Here is a 19,793-nt window from a genome sequence, read left to right as displayed (position 1 = left end):
CCATCGACGCCGGCCTAGCTTGACCGCAATCATAAGAACGACGCGGGGAGACGACCGGATGCTGAGGATGAAACTGGCCATGGCCGCCATGGCGGCGACGCTGCTGCCGGCCACGGCGTTGGCGCAGCAGCCCCCGCCTTCGATGGGCGCCTCGATCCTGATGTGGTCCCCGGACCAGCAGAAGGAAGGCTACAAAACCATGGAAAAGCTGGCCGCGCACAAGGTCGTGCCGCGCGGCCCAAGTGTTTTCCCCCTACCCGCCGGCGCGCCCATCGAGCCTAAGGTGACCATCGACGGCAAGCAGATGAGCGTCGATGACTTCATGGCCGCCTATCGGGTCTCGGGCCTGCTGGTGATCAAAGACGGCAAGGTCATCATGGAACGCTATGGCTTGGAGCGCGGGCCAAGCGACCGCTGGACCTCGTTCTCGGTGGCCAAGTCGCTGACCTCGACCCTGGTCGGCGCCGCGATTCAGGACGGCTACATCAAGAGCCTCAATGATCCGGTGACCACCTATATTCCGGAGCTGAAGGGCGGCGGATATGACGGCGTGACGGTCGGCCAGCTCATCACCATGACCTCCGGCGTGAAGTGGAACGAGGACTATACCGACCTTAATTCCGACGTCGCCAAGGTCGGGCTCTCGATCATCGAACCGGGGGTCAATCCGGTCGTCAGCTACATGCGGCGCCTGCCGCGCGCCGTGACGCCTGGGACCAAGTTCAACTACTCGACGGGCGAGACCGACTTGGTCGGCGTGTTGGTCTCCAACGCTGTCGGAAAACCTCTGTCGCAATACCTGTCCGAGAAGATCTGGGCGCCGTTCGGGATGGAGCAGGACGCGATCTGGGTTGAGGATGTGGCCGGGCACGAACGCGGCGGCTGCTGTATGTCCATGACCCTGCGCGACTATGGCCGGGTCGGCATGTTCATGCTGGGCGGCGGCAAGGCCGGCGGCAAACAGGTCGTGCCGGAGACCTGGACCAAGGAAGCCACATCCTCGCACATCCTTGTAGATCCGGCCCATCCCGAGGCTGGCGGCTACGGATACTTCTGGTGGATCAACCCGAAGGCCAAGGCCTATGAGGCGCTCGGCATTTTCGGCCAGTCGATTACGACCTTTCCGGACGACAAACTGGTGATCGCCATAAACTCCGCCTGGCCGGCGGCCGACACTCAGGAACTCAACGCAGCCCGGGACAGCTTGACCGCCGCAATCAGGACGGCGGCGCGTTAGCGACTTCCCTGCGGCTCAGCTCCAGACCCTGGAGACGACGCATGCGGGTTTCGACTGATAGGAGGAGGTTAGGGACAAGCTCACGATGAGCGAAACCGGCAAGAGGTTTGCCAAGGAGTTTCGCCATGTCCCATCGCCTGATCGCGATCTGCGCCGCCCTTTGTGTCATCGGAACCGCCGCGCCGCCGGCGTTCTCCGCTCCCGCCGCCGCGCCGGCGAGCTGGGATGGCCTGACCAAGGTCCCGTCCAAACGCATGGACGCCGTCTACCTGCTGCCGGGCGCGGATTTTCGCACCTACACCAAGGTGATGCTTGATCCGACCGAGGTCGCATTCCGGAAGAACTGGGTCCGCGACTACAACGCTGACTCCATGGGGCTGGAAAACAGGATCAGCAGCTCCGACGCCCAGAAGATGCTCGACAAGGCGCGGACCGGGTTCGAAGAGATATTCACAAAGGCCTATACCGATGCGGGGTATCAGGTCGTCACGACTCCCGGCCCCGACGTGCTGCGCCTGCGCACCGGCGTCGCCAATCTTTACGTTTCCGCGCCCGATCTGAGAACGGCGCAACGCTCCAGGACCTACAGCCGCGACGCCGGTTCGGCGACCCTCATCCTTGAAGCTCGCGACTCCGAGACCGGCGCCCTGCTTGGTCGCGCCGTCGACAGCCGGATAGCCGGCGATGCCGGCCCCTACATCCGCAACAGCGTGACCAACCGCTCGGACTTCGAGGAAATGTTCCGCAACTGGGCGAAAATCAGCATCAACGGCCTGGCCGAACTGAAGGCGATGTCGCCAATTCCCGGCGGCTCCTAAACCAGCGGTGAGAGGCGCCCCTAACCGGGCGCCTTCTCCCACTTCGCCCACAGCTTGGCTTCATCGGCCTTGGCGACCTTGACCGAGGCCTCCTTAATGTGGCCGAAGCCGCGCACGCCCTGCGGAACTGACGCGAGCTCGACGGCCAGCGGCAGATTTTCCGCAGTCAGCCCCCCAAGCAGCCTATCGAGGCCAGCCTCGTAGTCGGCGATCAGATCGCGCTCCATTTTCCGCTCCTCGCTCGCACCGAAGATGTCGAGCGGGGTGCCACGAAGGCCCTTCATCTTGGCGAGCAGTGGGAAGGCTGCGTCCAGCATCCAGCCGCCGAACTCGATCTTCCTCGGCTTGCCGTCGGCATCCTTGGGCGCAAGCAGCGGAGGAGCCAGCCAGACCTTGGTCTTGCCGCCCTTGAAGGTCCCGTTGCGCTCGGCGGCGAAACGGCCGTCCGTATAGAGTCGAGCGACCTCGTATTCGTCCTTGTAGGCCATCAGCTTGTAGAGATTGGTCGCCACCGCGCGGGTGAGCGTTTCGGTCCCATAGATCGCCTCGGCCGAGGCCACCTTGGCGACCTTGTCAAGATATCGCTTGGCGTAGGCGCCGTTCTGATAGGCGGTGAGTTCGCGGCCGCGATGAGCGATCAGTTCAGCCAGGGGCATGGTTTCCGGCGTCGGCACATCGGCCTCGGCCGGACCACGCAGCGACGGATCGTGCGCCACGCGGCGTCCCAATTCAAAGGCTTGCAGGTTCGCATCGGCCTGCACGCCGTTCAGCCGGATCGCCCGATAGACGGCGCGGCTGGAAAGCGGGACCAACCCCTTCTGCCAGGCGAAGCCGACCATGATCATGTTGGCGTAGATGGCGTCGCCGAAGTTGGTCTCCGCCAAATGATGGGCCGGGCATTCGTCATAGGACTTGCTGGCCGCCTTGATCCGTCGCGCCATCGAGCCGGAGTCGAAACGCACGTCGCGGTCGGTGACGAAGTCGGCTGTCGGGGCGAAGTCTTCGTTGCCCACCGCCACCGTCCGGTCCTTGGCGTAGAGCGCCAGGGCGTCCGCGCCGGCCGCCGACAGAATATCGCAGGCGATCAGCACATGGGCCGAGGCCGCTGGCACGCGTCCGCCGACCACCGTCTCCTCGGTCTCGCCGATGCGGACGTGGGAGAAGACCGCTCCGCCCTTCTGGGCCAGGCCGGTCATGTCGACCACCGAGGAGGCGCGGCCATCGACGTGAGCGGCCATGGCGAGGATCGATGCAACCGTGGTTACGCCCGTCCCGCCAATGCCCGTAAAGACGATGTTGCGTACACCTTCCAGCGGCTCGAAGGTCGGCAGCGGGGTGGAATCGGCGGTCAGGGCCGGCAGCGACTTCGCCTGAGCGTTCTCGCCGCCCTCGATGGTGACGAAGGAAGGGCAGAAGCCTTCGAGGCACGAATAGTCGGTGTTGCAGCTCGACTGGTTGATCTTCCGCTTACGACCAAATTCGGTGTTCAGCGGCTCGATCGACACGCAGTTCGACTTCTTGGAGCAGTCGCCGCAGCCCTCGCAGACCAAGGGGTTGATGAAGACCCGCTTGGTCGCGGTCTCCATCTTGCCGCGCTTGCGGCGGCGGCGCTTCTCTGTAGCGCACACTTGGTCATAGAGCATGACGGTCGTGCCAGGCGTGTCGCGCAGTTCTTTCTGGACGGTGATGAGGTCCGCGCGCGGCCGAACCTCCACGCCGGGCGCCAAGTCGTTGACGCCGTCGTAGCGACTCGGGTCGTCGGCGACGATCACCGTCTTGGCCACGCCTTCGGAGGCGAGCTGGCGGGTGATCTGAGCCGGGGTGAAGCCGCTCTCGGCCGCCTGGCCGCCCGTCATGGCGACCGCGTCGTTGAACAGCAGCTTATAGGTGACGTGGGAATTGGCCGCGACCGACGCGCGGATCGCCAGCGAACCTGAGAGATAATAGGTGCCGTCGCCCAGGTTCACGAACACATGCGGCTCGGTCGTGAAGGGCGCGGCCCCGACCCAACTCAGGCCCTCGCCCCCCATATGGCTGTTCAGGTCGGTCTGCGGATCGGAGAAGCTGGCCATGTAGTGGCAACCGATCCCGGCCAGCGCGCGCGAGCCCTCGGGCAAGCGGGTCGAGGAATTGTGCGGGCAGCCTGAGCAGAAGAACGGCTTGCGCTGCTGTTCGGCCGCCAGGGTGACAGCCGCCATCGAAGCGGCCGAAACCCGGCTGAGATAGTCATGGACCCGCTCCATGTGCGGGCCGGGCGGCAACCGATCGGCTATCGCCAGCGCCACCTCCGCCACCGACAAAGAACCCAGTTCCGACAGCAGCGAATGGCCCTGTTCGTCTGTCTTGCCGATGATGCGGGGCCGCGCATGGGCCGGCAGGTCATAGAGCGCAGCGCGAGCCTGCACCTCGATCAGCGGCCGCTTGTGCTCGATCACCATCATGGTCTCGAGACCCGCCGCGAATGACCGAAGGCCGGTCGGCTCCAGCGGCCAGGGCATGCCGACCTTGTAGATCGCCACGCCAAGGTCGGAGGCCTCCTTCGCCGAGATGCCCATGGCCGCGAAGGCCTCGATCACGTCCTTGTAGGCTTGGCCCTGGCAGACGATGCCCAGGCGCGGGCGCGCCGAACCCAACATCACCCGGTCGATCTTGTTGGCGCGGGCGAACGCCAGGGCGGCGGGGATCTTGAAATTGCGAAGCCGCCGCTCCTTGTCGAGCGGCTGATCCTTCAGGCGAATGCCGAGGCCGCCGGCCGGAATGTTGAAATTGGTCGGGACAACGATCTGGTGGCGGTCGATGGAGACATCGATGGTCACGCCGCTGTCCATGGTATCGGCCAAGGCGATCAGCCCGACCCACAGGCCTGAGAACCGCGACATGGCGATGCCCATCAGGCCGTAGTCGAGCACCTCCTGAACGTCGGCCGGCGACAGCACCGGCATCTCGAAATCCTGGAAGGCGTATTCCGACTGTGACGGAAGGGTCGAGGATTTGCAGTTGTGGTCATCGCCGGCCACCGCCAGGACGCCGCCCTTGGCCCAGGTCCCGGCGAAATTGGCGTGCTTGAAAGCATCGCCCGTGCGGTCGACGCCAGGGGCCTTGCCGTACCACATGCCGGTGACGCCATCGAACTTGGCGCCGGGGAAGAGATTGGCCTGCTGACTGCCCCAGACGGCGGTCGCGGCGAGGTCCTCGTTAAGGCCTTCCTTGAACACCACGCCGGCGTCCTGGAGAAATTTCTCGAATCGATGGGCCTGCTGATCCAAGCCGCCCAGCGGAGAGCCGCGATAACCCGAGACGAAGCCAGCCGTGTTGAGGCCTGCCGCCTTGTCGAGGCGGTGCTGGTCTAGCATCACGCGGAGGAGCGCTTGCACCCCGGTGATGAAGACTCGACCTTCCGTGAGCAGGAATTTGTCGTCGAGCGTCACATCAACGTGCCGCATAGCAATATCTTTCCTTTTTGGCTCCCTAATGGCTATAGAAGATCATATAAGCACGATGGAATTGCTTGCCAAAGACATGCCCCCCACATTGCATTTCGGGGCAAGAATAACGCCGATAACCGCCGTTTGATGGAGGAAAAATTGCCCGAGGCCCTCGACGCGGTCGATGCCAAGATTCTGGACCTTATCCAGCATGACGCTGGATTGTCGGTCGCCGAGATCGCTGAACGGGTCGGTTTGTCCTCCAGCCCCTGCTGGCGGCGTATCAAGAGACTTGAGGATTCCGGCATCATCCAACGCCGGGTGACCATCCTGGACCGCGACCTGCTGGGTCTCGGCTTCGAAGTCTATTGCACCGTCAAGCTCAGCCTGCCGACCAAGGACAATCTCGACGCCTTCGAAACGGCGATCACCAAGCTGCCGGAAGTCGTGCAATGCGCGACCGTCACCGGCTCGGCCGACTACGAGCTGCGGGTCGTTACGCGCGACATGCACGCCTTCGACGATTTCCTGCGCGAAAAGATCCTCTCGCTGGGACTGGTGTCGAATATCGAAAGCCGCATCGTCATCCGTTCGGTGAAGCATACCACCGCCGCACCTCTCGGCCTTGTCAGCCCCTATGTGAGCGCGCAAGGCTAGCCTCCAGATTTGCTCCCTACCGAGCAAACGCGCGGAGGTGAAAAATGATCGAACTTGTCATCGACCAACGGCGCAAAGACCTCGGCGGGTTCGAGGTCGGGCGCGTGCTGCCCTATGCCAAGCGGCGGATGATCGGGCCGTTCATTTTCTTCGACCACATGGGCCCGGCTGACTTTCAGGCCGGGTTCGGGCGCGAGGTCGATGTCCGCCCCCACCCCCACATCGGCCTTTCGACGCTGTCCTACCTTTTCGAAGGTGAGATGACCCACCGCGACTCCGTCGGGGTCACCCAGCCTATTCGTCCCGGCGAGGTGAACTGGATGACCGCAGGGCGCGGAATCACCCACTCGGAGCGCTTCGAAACCCTGCGTGAGCACGGCGGGCGGATGAACGGCATCCAGACCTGGATCGCCCTGCCGGTGGAAGACGAGGAGATGGCGCCCTCGTTCGACCACTACGCTCCGGAAGTCCTCCCGACCCACGAGGAAAACGGCATGTGGGCGCGGCTGATCGCCGGCGAGGCCTTCGGCGCCAAGTCGCCGGTGAAGACCCACTCGCCCATGTTCTATGTTCACTGGCATCTGAATGCCGGCGCCCAGGCGCAGCTCCCGGCCGAGTATCCTGAGCGCGCGGCCTACGTCGCCCAAGGCCTCGTCGAGGTCGACGGGCGCCAGCACCACGAGGGCCAGATGATGGTCTTCCTCCCGGGCGAGCCGGTGCTGTTCACCGCGGTCAGTGACGCCGTCGTCATGCTGCTTGGCGGCGAACCGATTGGTCCTCGCTTCATCGACTGGAACTTCGTGTCCTCGTCCAAGGACCGTCTGGAACAGGCCAAGGCCGATTGGCGGGCCGGACGAATGAAACTGCCCGACGCCGACGACCAGGAATTCATCCCGCTGCCCGAGCCGTCACCGCCCGCCAATCCGATGTCGTAAGCGCGAAACGGACTTGATGGCCGCAGGGTAAAGCAGGCGATATGCCGTCCAAACAGAAGTCCTGGGAGGACGGCATGAGACTCTATTCTTCGATGGGCCCCAATCCGGCGGTCGTGGCCATGTTCCTAGCTGAAAAGGGCGTGGAGATTCCGGTCGAGAAGGTCGACCTGATGGGCGGCGAAAACCGCCAGGCGCCCTACGTGGCCAAAAACCCGGCCGGCCAGCTTCCCTGCCTTGAACTGGATGATGGGTCGCATCTGGCCGAGATCACCGCCATCTGCGAATATCTCGACGAGAAGTATCCAAGCCCGCCGCTGATCGGCACGACGCCGGAAGAGCGCGCCGAGACCCGCATGTGGGTCCGCCGCGTCGATCTCAACATCTGCGAGCCGCTGACCAGCGGATTCCGCTACGCAGAGGGCCTGCCGCTGTTCCAGAGCCGCATGCGGACCATCCCACACGCCGCTGGGGATCTGAAGGAACTGGCGCAGGAAAAGCTGACCTGGCTGGACGGCCTGATGAGCGGCCGCACCTGGCTCGCCGGCGATCGCTTCACCCTGGCGGACATCATGCTGTTCTGCTTCCTGCAGTTCGGCACGCAGGTGGGCCAACCGCTGAACCCCGACAACAAGAATATCGCCGCCTGGTTCGACCGCGTCACGGCCCGCGCGGCCGAGAAAACCCCAGCCTAGGCTTCAGCGACGTGGGGAGGCGATGCGTAGCTACGCGCCGCCCCCTCACCTAACCTCTCCGAGGGAGAGGAATTTTAGACGCCCTGCGCCTGCAGCGCCTTGCGGGTCTGTTCCCAATACTGGGCGCCGGTGATCAGTGTCACCACCGTGGCCAGCCACATCAGGGTGTGGGCGATATAGGTCGCGGGCACCTGGACGGCGGGATCTGTCGGCAGGTTGAACGCTCCCCACGAGGCTACCAGCAATTCGGCCGACAGCGCCGTGAGTTGCAGCGTCGTCTTCCACTTGGCCAGCATGGTGACGGGTAGCTTCACGCCCCGGCCGGCCCCAACTTCGCGCAGGGCGCTGACCGTGAACTCGCGGAACAGCATCAGCCCGGCCGGCAGCACCACCATCGGCTGGCCCCCGATCGACATCAGGCCGAGGATGGCGCCGCACACCAGAACCTTGTCGCCGATAGGGTCGAGGATCGCGCCCCAGACAGTCACTGCGTCCAGCTTGCGCGCCAGCCAACCGTCGACGAAGTCGGTCACGGCCGCGATCACGAACGACCAGAAAGCCCAGCGTTGCAGGGCGAACTGCGCCTCGACGGTCAGCCGCTCGCTGACATAGGGCACCGCGCCCGACGCGGCGGCGAGCGCCACGAACACAAAGAGCGTCAGGACCAGCCGCAGCGAGGTCACGATATTCGGTAGAGCTTTCATGGCGGTCCTAACGCGCGGAACGGATTCAGGTGGCCGGCGTCAGCTCCACCTTTTTCGATTGCTTGCCATAGACGCAGATTCGCTTGTCGGCGCCTTCACGAAGCACTGCGATTCCGTAGGCTTCGGTTCCAACGGGATGGACGATTACCTCCGGCGACTTCATGCCCTGGGCCTGGGCCGCGGTGAGGCACTTGGCGCGGACATCGGTCGTGAACTCAACCCAGGCGGCCGGCGAACTGGCGTGGCCGACAGCGGGCGTCAGGGCGGCGAGCGCCGATAGAGTGAGAACGAGGCGGTGCATCGGTGTCTCCTGGCGAAGCGTCAGGCTGAACTCTAGCTCGACCTCAGCTTTTGCGGAAGAAATCGAAAATCCGCTGAGCCAGCGCCTCGCTGACACCGTCGACCTTGGCCAGATCATCGACCGAGGCCCGGGAGACGCCTCGCGCCGAGCCATAGGCGTGCAGCAAGGCGCGCTTGCGCCCCGGGCCGACGCCCTCGATCTCGTCCAGCGGGTTCTTCTTGATGTCCATCGAACGCCGGGTCCGGTGGCTGCCATTGGCGAAGCGGTGGGCCTCGTCGCGCAGGCGCTGCAAGTAATAGAGAACCGGCGATTTCGGCTCGAGCATGAAGGGCGGCTTGCCCTCGATAAAGAACCGTTCGAGGCCGGCGTCGCGATCAGGCCCCTTGGCGACGCCCACCACGGCGATGTCATCGACACCCAGGTCGGCCAATATCTCCAGCGTCGCCGCCAGTTGCCCGACGCCGCCGTCCACCAGCACCAGGTCGGGACGCACGGCCACCTCCCCGGCTTCCTCTTCCTTCACCAAGCGACCGAAGCGGCGGCGCATGACCTCCTTCATCATCCCGTAGTCGTCACCGGGGGTGAGGTCTGTCCCCTTGATGTTGAACTTGCGGTACTGGCTCTTCTGGAAGCCTTCTGGCCCGGCGACGATCATGCCGCCAACCGCATTGGTCCCCATGATGTGCGCGTTGTCATAGACCTCGATCCGCTCGGGCGGGGCGTCCAGGCCGAAGGCCTCGCAAACCCCGGCCAGAAGTTTGGTCTGGGCTGAGCTTTCCGACATCTTCCGACCGAGCGCCTCGCGGGCGTTGGTCAGGGCGTGATCGACCAGCTGCGCCTTCTCGCCACGCTTGGGCTGGTTGATCTCGACCTTGCGGCCGGCCTTCAGAGCGAAGGCCTCCGACAACAATTCGCACTCGGAGGGCTCGATATTGGCGAGGATCAGCTTCGGGATCGGCTTGTCGTCATAGAACTGGCCCAGGAACGCGCTCATCACCTCGGCGTCCTCATCGCTCTTGTCGACACGCGGGAAGTAGGCGCGGTTGCCCCAGTTCTGGCCTGCGCGGAAGAAGAACACCTGCACGCACGCCTGGCCGCCCTCGGCGTGCAGGGCGAAGACGTCGGCTTCTTCCAGAGTTTCTGGATTGATCTGCTGTTCCTGCGCGACCGAGGCCAGCGCCCGGATCCGGTCGCGGATGCGCGCGGCCTGCTCGAACTCCATGTCGTCGGAGGCCGCCTGCATCTCCGTGGACATCTTCGCCATCACCGCCCGGCTCTTGCCGCGCAGGAAGTCCTCGGCCTGCTCGACCAGCCCCGCATAGTCTTCGATGCTGATCAGTCCGGTGCAGGGCGCGGCGCAGCGCTTGATCTGGTGCAGCATGCAGGGCCGGGTGCGGCTTTCGTAGACACTGTCCGAGCACGACCGCAACAGGAACGCCTTCTGAAGCGTATTCAGCGTCTTATTGACCGAATGAGCCGAGGCGAACGGGCCGAAATAGTCGCCCTTGATCGTATGCGCCCCGCGATGTTTACGAAGCTGCGCAGCCGGATGTTCGCGCCGAATGACGATCTCGGGGAAACTCTTGTCGTCGCGCAGCAGCACGTTGAAGCGCGGCTTGAGCTGCTTGATCAGGTTGATCTCAAGCAGCAAAGCATCGGTCTCGGTGCGGACCGTGACGAACTCCATGGACCGCGTCAGGTCCACCATCAGGGCGATGCGCTGGGTGTGGAACCGGCCCTGCGCATATTGCAGCACGCGCTTCTTGAGGCTGCGCGCCTTGCCGACATAGAGGACCTCGCCGTCCTCGCCCATCATCCGATAGACGCCGGGCGCATCGGGCAGGCGTCGGACTTCGTCCTTGATCAGGGCCGCGCCCTGCAAGGGCGCCTCAAGTGTCGCGTCGGTCGGCATGGGGCGAATATAGGTGAGTCCGGAGCCCCGCGCAGGCCTCCTGAACAAGCGGAACCGCAATACGACCGCGACGTTTGGTCCGCTTGAGCTGAAGGGGGGGACGACCGCAGTTATGTGGATCGTTGAAGTTCGATTTGCCGGCGCGCCCGTAACGACGCCAGGCCGGGGACCGCGCCTGTGCGAAATGTAGATTTTCACGCCCTCTTTGGGGCGCTTCCTAGCCCCTACATGATCCTCGACCGCGAACTGAGGTTCGTCGAAGTGAACGCCGCCTATGAAGCGGCGGTCGAGCGCCCGCGCGAGGAGCTGCTCGGTCATGCACTATTCGAGATATTTCCTGATGCGGGCGATGGCGGACGCCTTTTGCGGGCGTCCTTTGAACGGGTGATCTCGACAGGCAAATCCGATTCAATCGCCCTAATCCCCTACGCGATCGCACGGCCCGAGAATCGAGGAGGCGAGCTGGAGCTTCGCTACTGGTCGGCGGTTCACACCCCCTTGCTGGATGGGGACGGCGAGGTGGCCTTCATCGTCCAGAATACCGTGGACGTCACCGAGCTGCATCGTCTGAAGCAGATGGCCTATGGCGGCGGCCTGCCCGAGCCGGCCGAGGCGACGCTCATTCAGCGCGCCGAGGAATTGCAGCGCGCCAACAACTTCCTGCTGCAGGATAGCTCGCAGCTGCGAGATCTGTTCATGCAGGCGCCCGGCTTCATGGCCGTGTTGATGGGCGACGAGCTGACCTTCACCTTGGCCAATCACGCCTATCAGCAACTGATCGGTCACCGGCCGGTCATCGGTCTTCCGGTCCGCGATGCGCTGCCGGAGGTGGGCAACCAAGGCTTTGTCTCGCTCTTGAAGACCGTCATGTCCGAGCGCGAGCCCTTCATCGGCCGCTCAATCGGGGTCCGATTGCAGCGCACGCCCGATGCTGCGCTCGAGCAACGGTATCTCGACTTCATCTATCAGCCCATCTTGGGGGCCGACGGGACATGCATCGGCGTATTCGTCGAAGGCGCGGACGTCACCGACCGGATCCTAGCCGAGCGCCAGCAGAAGCTGTTGCTGGATGAGCTGAACCATCGGGTGAAGAACACCCTCGCCAATGTGCAATCGATCGCCGCCCAGACTTTGCGAAGCAATCCCGACCCCGAAGCATTCCGCCAGACGTTCGAGGCGCGGATCCTCGCGCTCTCGGCGACGCACGACATCCTGACAGCGTCCAATTGGCGGGGCGCGCAGCTTCGAGACGTGCTGGCCATCGAGTTTGGCCCCTACGGCCCAGAGCGCTATGAGTTCGAAGGTCCCGACGTAGCGCTATCGGCCAACGAAGCCCTCACCCTTGGACTGCTATTCCACGAACTCACCACCAATGCGGCCAAATATGGCGCGCTATCCTGTTCGGAAGGTTGCGTCAGCGTTCGCTGGACCACCGAGCAGGGACGGCTCGACTTGACCTGGAGCGAACGCGGCGGGCCTGTCGTCCAGACGCCGGCGCGTCGTGGTTTCGGCTCGCGGTTGATCGAGCGCAGCCTCAGAGGGGAAATTGGCGGCGTCGCGGCCCTTGAGTTCCATCCCAAGGGCCTAGTCTGCCGCATCAGCCTTCCACTCCGTGGTCAGAGCGGCGAACCCCTCGCCTTGCCGGGTTAGAGCTTCACTCCGCCCGCCATGATCTTGGCGAAGCCCGGCTTGGTGAGCTTCACATAGCCCTTGGCGCCTTCCTTGTAATACACCGCGCCCTTGATGGCCGCCGGGTCGAAGCCGTCGGCGACCAGGTCGATCTTGCGGTACTTGAAGGTGCCGGTCGTCTCGATGGCCGGCAGGATGCGGACGAACACCGGCTGGGCGTAGGCCGGCAGATCGCGGCCCACCGCCTCGCCAAACGCCTTGATGTCGAACGCGTCATCCACCACGACGCCAGCCATGCCGGCCCGGCCGTCAGTCCCCTCGACCTCGACGCCGTAGACATTGGCCTCGACCACGCCGGGAATAGCCTGCAGTCGTTCGGCCACCTCGCCGGTGGAGACGTTCTCACCCTTCCAGCGGAAGGTGTCGCCGATCCGATCGACGAAATAGAAATACCCGTCGGAGTCGGTACGCATGAGATCGCCGGAGCGGAACCAGGCGTCGCCCTTTTCGAAAACGTCGCGCAGGATCTTCTTGTCCGACGCGGCCTTGTCCACATAGCCGGTATATTCGCTGCGCGCGTCGTTGCCGATCTTGCCGATGCACTCGCCGATCTGGCCGGGACCGCATTCGATGCACAGCCCGTTCAGGCCGCGGATCGGCTCTTCCTTTTCGACGTCGAACTGCACCAGGCGGTAGTTCACCTTTTCCCGCAGCCACTTGGGCGAACGTCCGATGGCGCCTGTCCGGCCATCGAAGTTGAACATCGAAATGTTGCCCTCGGTCGAGCCGTAGAACTCCAGGATTTCGGGGATCCGGAAACGGGTCTTCATCTCGGCCCAGACATCGGCCCGCAGGCCGTTGCCGAAGGCCAGGCGAATCTTGTGGCGGCCTTCGTCCTCGCTCGGCTCGTGATTGACGAGGTAGCGGCAGAGCTCGCCGATATAAACGAACATCGTGCAGTTCTCGGCGACCACGTCTTCCCAGAAGTGGCTGGCGGAGAACTTCTTCTTCACCACCACCGAGCCGCCGTTCAGCAAGGCCGCGCCCAGGGCGCAAAGCCCACCGGTCGCGTGATAGAGCGGCAGGGCGACATAGATGCGATCGTTCTCGCTCGCGCCGGTCGCCCCGGCGAAGCCGCGCATATAGAGCTGGGCGCGCACATGGGTGACCCGCGCGGCCTTGGGCAGGCCGGTCGTCCCGCTGGTGAAGATCAACAGCGCCGTGTCCTTGGCCACCATGCCGTCGCGCACGCTCTTGTCGGGCGGCAACTGGCTGCAGCTTTTCAGCGCCTGGGTCAGGTCGCGCTGGTCGCCATGCGCCTGGCCCAGCACCCACTGCTTCATCGGTTGCTCAAGCTGCCCCTTGGCCTGCTCGAACACCGGCGAAGTCTCAGCATCGACGATGACATGAGCCGCGCCCGAGATGTTCAGGCAGTGGGCGAGTGGCGAGCCAGCGAGCTGATTGTTGATCAGGGCGGTGACCACCCCGATCTTGGAAAGGCCATACCAGACCGGGAAATATTCCAGGCGGTTGGGCATAAACAAGGCCACTGTCTGGCCGCGGCGCAGGCCGATCCCCTTGGCCCAATGGGCGAAGCGGTTGGCCAGGGCGTCCATCTCGCCATAGGTCAGCGTCTTGTATTCGAAGGTCAGGGCCGGCCGGTCGCGCCATTCCTCGACCGCGTCCTGGATGTCGTCGCACACCAGATGATCCGAAGCGGGCGCGATCGACTTCACGCGCTTCAAAGTGCGATTCAGGCCGCGTATGAAACGCCAATCACGCTCTAGTTGGGCCCTGATACGCATACATTCCCTCCGACGCAGGGCCACCTTGGCGGCGGCCGCCCGGACGGGTCAAGCTGGGCCATGAACACAGCCGGTCACAGCCGCGTCAGGCACGACAACCGTGGCGCCAAGGACTCAGTGCGACCCGCCAAACCCGGGACTAGGATAACGTCATGCTGCCAACCGCGATTCTGTTCGACCTCGACGAGACCATCATCTCGTTCGGTTCCCGCCGCCTGATTCTGCAGACAGTGGCCGAGGAATTCCCCGATCGCTTTGGCCCGGTTACCTCCGAGAAGGCCGGTGAGGCGCTGGAAGCGACTTTCCGCGCCTTCTGGGCCGACGAGGTCCGCGCCGCCCACTGGCGCCAGAACCTAGTGGAGGGGCGCAAGCTGGCCGTCGCCGCAGCGTTCGAGACTCTAGCGGGGCATGCGCCGGGGCTGACGCCGGACTTCGCCGCAATCTTTGGCGCGCGTTTCCACGCCTATCGCGAGGAGCAGGCCAAGTTCTTCCCCGGCGCGTTGGAAACGGTCGAGGAACTCAAGCGCCTGGGCGTCAAGCTGGCCCTGGTCACCAATGGCGCGGCCGAACCGCAGCGCGCCAAGGTCGAGCGCTTCGATCTGGCGCGTCTTTTCGATCATGTGCAGATCGAGGGGGAGGCAGGCTTCGGCAAGCCCGAAGAGAAGGCCTATCTGCACGCCATGCAGGCGCTGGGAGTGACGCCGGACGAAACCTGGATGGTCGGCGACAATCTGGAATGGGAAGTCGTCGCGCCCCAGCGGTTGGGCATCTACGCCATCTGGCACGATCATCTTGGCGAAGGCCTGCCGCCCGGCAGCGACGCCAAGCCCGACAGGATTGTCCGCTCCATCGCGGAACTCCTCGACTGACCGTCGCCGATTGCGGCCAGCATATGGCGGAATTTAGAGCATTAAGTCCACCATCCGGAAAATTTGTTCAGAATAGGTCAGCCAGTTTCGCGTTTTCGAGGGACTCGTCGACACACCATTCACTTATCTACAAACGAAAAATCGGCCCTTACACAATGGCCGTTTGAAAAGTCTGGAACATGTAGGCGATCACCTCGTTCATCCTCCGACCAATAATTTGGGAGGTGTAAGATGAGTACCGAATACCGACCCCTTTCTAGATCTTCATTTACGGCGGAAGACTTCGCGCGGAATGAGGAGGAATTCGATACCACCCGCGAGCAATCGCTGCGCGCCGACACGGCGCAGGCGACCGCTGAGGAACAGCCGATGTTTGTCGGCACCCCGATCTATGCCCGAACTGCGAAGAAGAAGACCGCTGGCCGCTCTCTCACCCCGATGCTGATGGTCGGCGTGCCCGCCGTCGCCCTGCTGGCTGGCGTCGCCTACTTCGCCATGCAGCCTCGTCAATCGATCATGACCGACCCGGTTCCCGCCACCGCCGCGATCGAAGCGCCGGCGACGAATACGGCCGCACCGGTTGAAGTCGCCGCGGCTCAAACCCCGCCGCCCGTCATGGCCCCTGAGCCCGTCGCGGTCGCGGCCAAATCGGCTGCGCGCACCGCCACACCGACTCGCGTCGCAGCCGCACGACCGGCTCCCCAGGCGGAGGCTGCCCCTAGCTTCGCCAGTGACGCCAGCGCGACGTCGCCGGCTGCGCCAATCCCTTACTCGGCGCTGAGCCAGACTCCAGCGCTCGCTCCGTCGGCGATCGTTGTGCCGCCGATGGTGGCGACGCCTTCCGAGGCCACGGCGACGACGACCGAACCGGCCCCCGTGATTGAGGAGCCGGCGACGACGACGCCCACGGAACCCCCTGCGACGGCTACGCCGTAGGTCAAATGAACAGCATGAAGGCGGTCGCGGCGACGCGGCCGCCTTTTTGTTGGGCGAAGCTCGACCACACTGTCCCTTAACCACCTTGGATCAGGGTCCGCTTAGGAACGTAGCGGTCGGGACCGAAGGCATGCAGCGGGAGTCTGAGTTTAGATTGCTCGCGCCGCTCATCGGGCTCGCGCTGGGCGCCATGGCCGTGTTTGTGGCGAGCCTGCTGATCTGGGCCAGCCACGTCGATCGCGACGTCCGCAAGCAGGAAGAAGACCTCGTCCGGCGGGGCCTAGCCGCCAGCATCCAGGAGATCGAACGCTCGATCTTGCCCGAGACTAATTGGGACGAGGCCGTCGCCAATCTCGACAACCGTTTCGATCCGGCCTGGGCCGACGCCAATCTCAACGACTACTTCGCCCAGAACATGGACTTCGAGCAGCTCTTCGTGCTCGACGGCGACAACCGCCCCATCTACGGCCGCTTCCACAAGGACGCCGCACCGGCCGCGAACTATCGCCACTTCACCGGCGCCGCCCCCCTGATCGCCGCCGTACGCCATGCCGAGGCCGAGCGCGGCCAGATCGGCCAGCGGCCGGCCGGCGCACCCCGACAATTGGTCTCCAGCGCGATCCAAGCCAGCGACTTCATCATGCATGACGGCAAGGTCTATCTGGTCTCGGCGACCCTGGTGCAGCCGGACTTCGGCCTCGTCACGCCTAAGGGCGACTTCGCGCCGATCATCGTCATGGCCCTGCGGATGGACGCCGCTGCGCTCTCAAAACTGCAAGAGCGCTTCCAGCTCAACGGCCTGAAAGCAGTGATCGCCGCCCCGCCGACTGGTGGAAACGGCGCCCACATTTCCTTGCCGGTCAGCGGCGGCGCCCAGCCGCTGGTGCTGAGTTGGTCGCCCAAGACGCCCGGCGCCGATCTCGCCCGGGCCGCGGCCCTACCTGTCGCACTGGTGTTGTTGGCGTTTGGCCTGGTCGGGTTCGTGATGATCGTCAGGATTCGCCGGGCCGCCAACCAGTTCGTGGCCAGCCACCGCACCCAGAGCCAGTTCCTGGCCAATATGAGCCACGAGATTCGCACGCCGTTGAACGGCGTCAACGCCATCGCCGCGGCCCTTGGGCGCACATCGCTCTCCCCGGCCCAAGCCGAAATGGTCGGCATCATCCAGGGTTCAGGCGAGACCCTGGAGCGCGTGCTCTCCGACGTGTTGGACGTCTCCCACATGGAGACGGGCGTCGTGAAGGTCGATCGCCAACCGTTCCACCTGGGCGACACAATCCGTTCAGTCGGCGCCCTGGCCGCGGCCCGGGCGCACGACAAGGGCCTGGACCTCATCATCGATATCGATCCGGCCGCCGAGGCCGCAGTCGCCGGCGACGCCGTGCGAGTGAAGCAGATCCTGACCAACCTCGCCTCCAACGCGCTGAAGTTCACCAGCGAAGGCTATGTCGCCATCGCCGTACGCGCGGAAGGCCAGGGCCGCTGGCGGATCGACGTCCAGGACACCGGCGTCGGCTTCGATCCTGCGGAAAAGCACCGGCTGTTCGGCCGTTTCCAACAAGGTGACGGCTCGGCGACGCGTTCGTATGGCGGGGCAGGCCTGGGCCTGACCATCTGCAAGCAACTGGTCGATCTGATGGACGGAGAGATCGACGCCAATGGCGCCCTGGGCGAAGGGGCGACCTTCAGCGTCCGGCTGCCCCTGGCTCTCACCGCCGCTACGCCCCTGGCCCGGTCGGAGGTTAATTCCGACACTGTTCCCGACCGACCGCTGCGGGTGCTTCTCGCTGACGACCACCCCACCAACCGTAAGGTGGTGCAGGTGCTGTTCTCCCAGTTCGACGTGGATCTGGTTTGCACCGAGAACGGCCAGGAAGCTTGCGACGCCTTCGCGACCCGGCGGTTCGACCTGGTGCTCATGGACATGCAGATGCCGGTCATGGACGGCTTGGACGCCGTGCGCGCCATCCGCGCGCGGGAGCGTCAGCGCGGCCTGGCCCGTACGCCGATCGTCATGCTGACGGCCAACGCCCTCCCCGAGCACCGCGACGCCAGCTTGGCCGCCGGCGCCGACCTGCATATGGCCAAGCCGATCGAGGCGCCGAAGCTCTTCGGCGTGCTGCAAAGCGTCGCCGAACGCCAGGCGGTCGCCGCGGCCGCCTGACGGCGACCGCATGCCACATTTCAGCGTGATGTGATTGCCGCTACTTCCCCGCCAGCACGCCGCAATCCGTTGGAAGTAGTCATGCTTAAGCTGTTGTTTTCGAGCTGGGGCGCCGAATGGGGCACCGCCGGCTTGGTGTTCTTCGTCAGCGCAGCCGTGGGCCGTTTCGCCGCCGAGGGTATGAACACCCTTCAGTGGTGCGGCGCGATCACCGCCATCCTGGCCTCGATCACCGCGGCCGTCGCCGTGCGGGTCTAGAAGGACGAGCCGAGCCAGGCCAAGGTCCGCATCGATCGCGACTAGGGCTCACTCGGCGTAGACGTCGAGACCCATGGCGGTCAGCAGCCGGTATTGCTGGTCGACCGATATTTTCATGCCATCCAACGTGGCCAGTTCGGCCAGGTTCAGGCCGCTGACCTCGGCGCCGCGCAGGTCGGCGCGGGCCAGTTTGACGCCCACGGTCAGGGCGTGAAAGAACTCGCACTCCCGCAGGTCCGCGCCTTCCAGGTCAGCGTCTACCAGAACCGCCTCGCGGAAGTTCGACCGATTGAGATCGCAATCGGGAAGCCGCACCTGGGTCAGGTCGGCAAGCTCGAGATTGCATCCCTTCAGCGCCGCGGAACACTTCACCACCTTGCGCCCGAAGGCCCGGCCAAAATCGGCCCGCACAAAGGCCGCGCCGCGCAGATTGCATGCCTCCATCTCGATCCCGTAGAGGGTCGAGCGCTCAAAGCGCGCGAATGACATGTCGCACCGACGGAAACGCCCCTCGTCCATCCGGCAAAAGGCGAACTGGGCGCCGACGTGCCCCTGGTCGTCGGTGAAGATGCAGTCCTCGAACTCCGCCTCCCGCAGATCGGCGTGAGCAAAGCGGCAACGCACGAAGCGGCACGCCTTGAACCTGGCGCCCTGGAGCATCGCGCCGGAGAACTGGGCGTCGGTGATCGTGCAGTCGGTGAGTTCGAGATCGAGCAGGTCCCGATCGGTCCAGTCGACCTCCGAGAGGTCAAGGCCGGTGAAACGCCCGCCGGCCTTCAGTTCGATCGTCGCCATAACTACCCTCCGCTCACCCCGCCGAAACCGGATCCCAAGCTCAACATCCACTGCGCCTGCGTCGCAATCGGTCGCAACCCGCAAAGACAGCTTGGGTCCCAGCTCTCACCGAGGTGAGCGGTGAGGCGGCTATTCCTTCGCGGCGGTGGGGACGTAAATTTCCCCGCCTTCGGCCCGGAACTTCTCGCTCATCTCCGCCATGCCCGCGCTCGCCACGTCGTTCTGTTTGGCGGCGCTTTCGCGGATTTCCTGGCTGATCTTCATCGAGCAGAACTTCGGTCCGCACATCGAGCAGAAGTGGGCGGTCTTGAACGCCTCCTTCGGCAGGCTTTCATCGTGGTACTCGCGGGCCGTTTCCGGATCGAGCCCGAGGTTGAACTGATCCTCCCAACGGAACTCGAACCGAGCGCGACTGAGCGCGTCGTCCCACATTCGCGCGCCAGGGTGGCCCTTGGCCAAGTCGGCGGCGTGGGCGGCGATCTTGTAGGTGATCACCCCTTCCTTCACGTCCTCGCGGTCGGGGAGGCCCAGGTGTTCCTTGGGCGTCACGTAGCAAAGCATCGCGGTGCCGTACCAGCCGATCATGTCGGCGCCGATGCCGCTTGTGATGTGGTCGTAGCCGGGCGCGATTTCGGTGGTCAGCGGGCCCAGTGTGT

At 64.5% G+C, this 19,793-nt stretch carries 17 protein-coding genes; 10 read left to right on the top strand and 7 right to left on the bottom strand.

The annotated features are described in order from the left end of the window. The first annotated feature begins 58 nt into the window (after window positions 1-58). Entirely contained in the window at window positions 59-1,237 is a 1,179-nt protein-coding gene (locus Q8M13_RS08570) for a serine hydrolase (protein ID WP_305299375.1), read from the top strand. 125 nt (window positions 1,238-1,362) lie between these two features. Continuing rightward, window positions 1,363-2,055: a DUF3313 family protein gene (locus Q8M13_RS08565; RefSeq protein WP_305299374.1), complete on the top strand. Its 693-nt coding sequence runs from the start codon at window positions 1,363-1,365 to the stop codon at window positions 2,053-2,055. A 20-nt stretch (window positions 2,056-2,075) separates the two neighbouring features. On the opposite strand, the gene Q8M13_RS08560 is transcribed toward Q8M13_RS08565, so the two are convergent. Continuing rightward, a complete protein-coding gene (locus tag Q8M13_RS08560; protein ID WP_305299372.1) occupies window positions 2,076-5,498 on the bottom strand; it encodes an indolepyruvate ferredoxin oxidoreductase family protein in 3,423 nt (1,140 codons plus the stop codon). A 141-nt stretch (window positions 5,499-5,639) separates the two neighbouring features. Here Q8M13_RS08560 and Q8M13_RS08555 point away from each other — a divergent pair, with 141 nt between their 5' ends. The 3 genes from Q8M13_RS08555 (at window position 5,640) to Q8M13_RS08545 (ending at window position 7,764) form a co-directional block, all read left to right on the top strand. Beyond that, window positions 5,640-6,137: an Lrp/AsnC family transcriptional regulator gene (locus Q8M13_RS08555; protein WP_304808690.1), complete on the top strand. Its 498-nt coding sequence runs from the start codon at window positions 5,640-5,642 to the stop codon at window positions 6,135-6,137. Between the two features lie 44 nt (window positions 6,138-6,181). After that, the gene (locus tag Q8M13_RS08550) at window positions 6,182-7,072 is read left to right on the top strand and encodes a pirin family protein (protein WP_305299370.1); all 891 of its coding nucleotides are present in this window, start codon (window positions 6,182-6,184) and stop codon (window positions 7,070-7,072) included. A gap of 74 nt (window positions 7,073-7,146) precedes the next feature. Next, window positions 7,147-7,764, top strand: a complete 618-nt coding sequence (locus Q8M13_RS08545; protein ID WP_305299369.1) for a glutathione S-transferase family protein — start codon at window positions 7,147-7,149, stop codon at window positions 7,762-7,764. 74 nt (window positions 7,765-7,838) lie between these two features. Here the strand turns inward: Q8M13_RS08545 and pgsA are convergent, their stop codons facing one another. The 3 genes from pgsA to uvrC are packed head-to-tail and all read right to left on the bottom strand — an operon-like array spanning window position 7,839 to window position 10,681. Then, entirely contained in the window at window positions 7,839-8,468 is a 630-nt protein-coding gene (gene pgsA / locus Q8M13_RS08540) for a CDP-diacylglycerol--glycerol-3-phosphate 3-phosphatidyltransferase (RefSeq protein WP_305299368.1), read from the bottom strand. Window positions 8,469-8,493: 25 nt separating this feature from the next. Continuing rightward, window positions 8,494-8,769 (bottom strand): hypothetical protein, encoded by a 276-nt coding sequence (locus Q8M13_RS08535; RefSeq protein ID WP_305299367.1) that lies wholly within the window; start codon window positions 8,767-8,769, stop codon window positions 8,494-8,496. A gap of 43 nt (window positions 8,770-8,812) precedes the next feature. Further along, window positions 8,813-10,681 (bottom strand): excinuclease ABC subunit UvrC, encoded by a 1,869-nt coding sequence (uvrC, locus tag Q8M13_RS08530; RefSeq protein WP_305299366.1) that lies wholly within the window; start codon window positions 10,679-10,681, stop codon window positions 8,813-8,815. A 177-nt stretch (window positions 10,682-10,858) separates the two neighbouring features. Between uvrC and Q8M13_RS08525 the strand changes: the two genes are divergently transcribed. After that, window positions 10,859-12,331, top strand: coding sequence for a sensor histidine kinase (locus Q8M13_RS08525; protein ID WP_305299365.1), 1,473 nt, complete (start codon window positions 10,859-10,861; stop codon window positions 12,329-12,331). Here the strand turns inward: Q8M13_RS08525 and Q8M13_RS08520 are convergent. Continuing rightward, window positions 12,328-14,115 carry a long-chain-acyl-CoA synthetase gene (locus Q8M13_RS08520; RefSeq protein ID WP_305299364.1) on the bottom strand — a complete coding sequence of 596 codons (1,788 nt, stop codon included), beginning with the start codon at window positions 14,113-14,115 and terminating at the stop codon, window positions 12,328-12,330. The genes Q8M13_RS08525 and Q8M13_RS08520 overlap by 4 nt on opposite strands. Before the next feature lie 152 nt (window positions 14,116-14,267). On the opposite strand from Q8M13_RS08520, the gene Q8M13_RS08515 reads away from it, so the two are divergent. The 4 genes from Q8M13_RS08515 to Q8M13_RS08500 all read left to right on the top strand — a co-directional run bounded on the left by Q8M13_RS08515 (window position 14,268) and on the right by Q8M13_RS08500 (window position 18,342). Then, complete coding sequence (locus Q8M13_RS08515; RefSeq protein WP_305299363.1) at window positions 14,268-14,984, top strand: HAD family hydrolase; 717 nt, start codon at window positions 14,268-14,270, stop codon at window positions 14,982-14,984. Window positions 14,985-15,215: 231 nt separating this feature from the next. Beyond that, window positions 15,216-15,920: a hypothetical protein gene (locus Q8M13_RS08510; RefSeq protein ID WP_305299362.1), complete on the top strand. Its 705-nt coding sequence runs from the start codon at window positions 15,216-15,218 to the stop codon at window positions 15,918-15,920. Window positions 15,921-16,050: 130 nt separating this feature from the next. Continuing rightward, window positions 16,051-18,084 (top strand): ATP-binding protein, encoded by a 2,034-nt coding sequence (locus tag Q8M13_RS08505; protein WP_305299361.1) that lies wholly within the window; start codon window positions 16,051-16,053, stop codon window positions 18,082-18,084. Window positions 18,085-18,165: 81 nt separating this feature from the next. Further along, entirely contained in the window at window positions 18,166-18,342 is a 177-nt protein-coding gene (locus Q8M13_RS08500) for a hypothetical protein (RefSeq protein WP_305299360.1), read from the top strand. A gap of 48 nt (window positions 18,343-18,390) precedes the next feature. Here Q8M13_RS08500 and Q8M13_RS08495 read toward each other — a convergent pair whose 3' ends face one another. Beyond that, window positions 18,391-19,137 (bottom strand): pentapeptide repeat-containing protein, encoded by a 747-nt coding sequence (locus Q8M13_RS08495; RefSeq protein WP_305299359.1) that lies wholly within the window; start codon window positions 19,135-19,137, stop codon window positions 18,391-18,393. A 129-nt stretch (window positions 19,138-19,266) separates the two neighbouring features. Further along, window positions 19,267-19,793 (bottom strand): phosphomethylpyrimidine synthase ThiC (locus Q8M13_RS08490; RefSeq protein ID WP_305299358.1); only part of this gene is annotated, 527 nt, incomplete at its 5' end.

It is taken from the genome of Phenylobacterium sp. (genome assembly GCF_030681155.1).
GTDB lineage: Bacteria > Pseudomonadota > Alphaproteobacteria > Caulobacterales > Caulobacteraceae > Phenylobacterium.
This window is presented reverse-complemented; position numbering and strand designations above follow the sequence as displayed.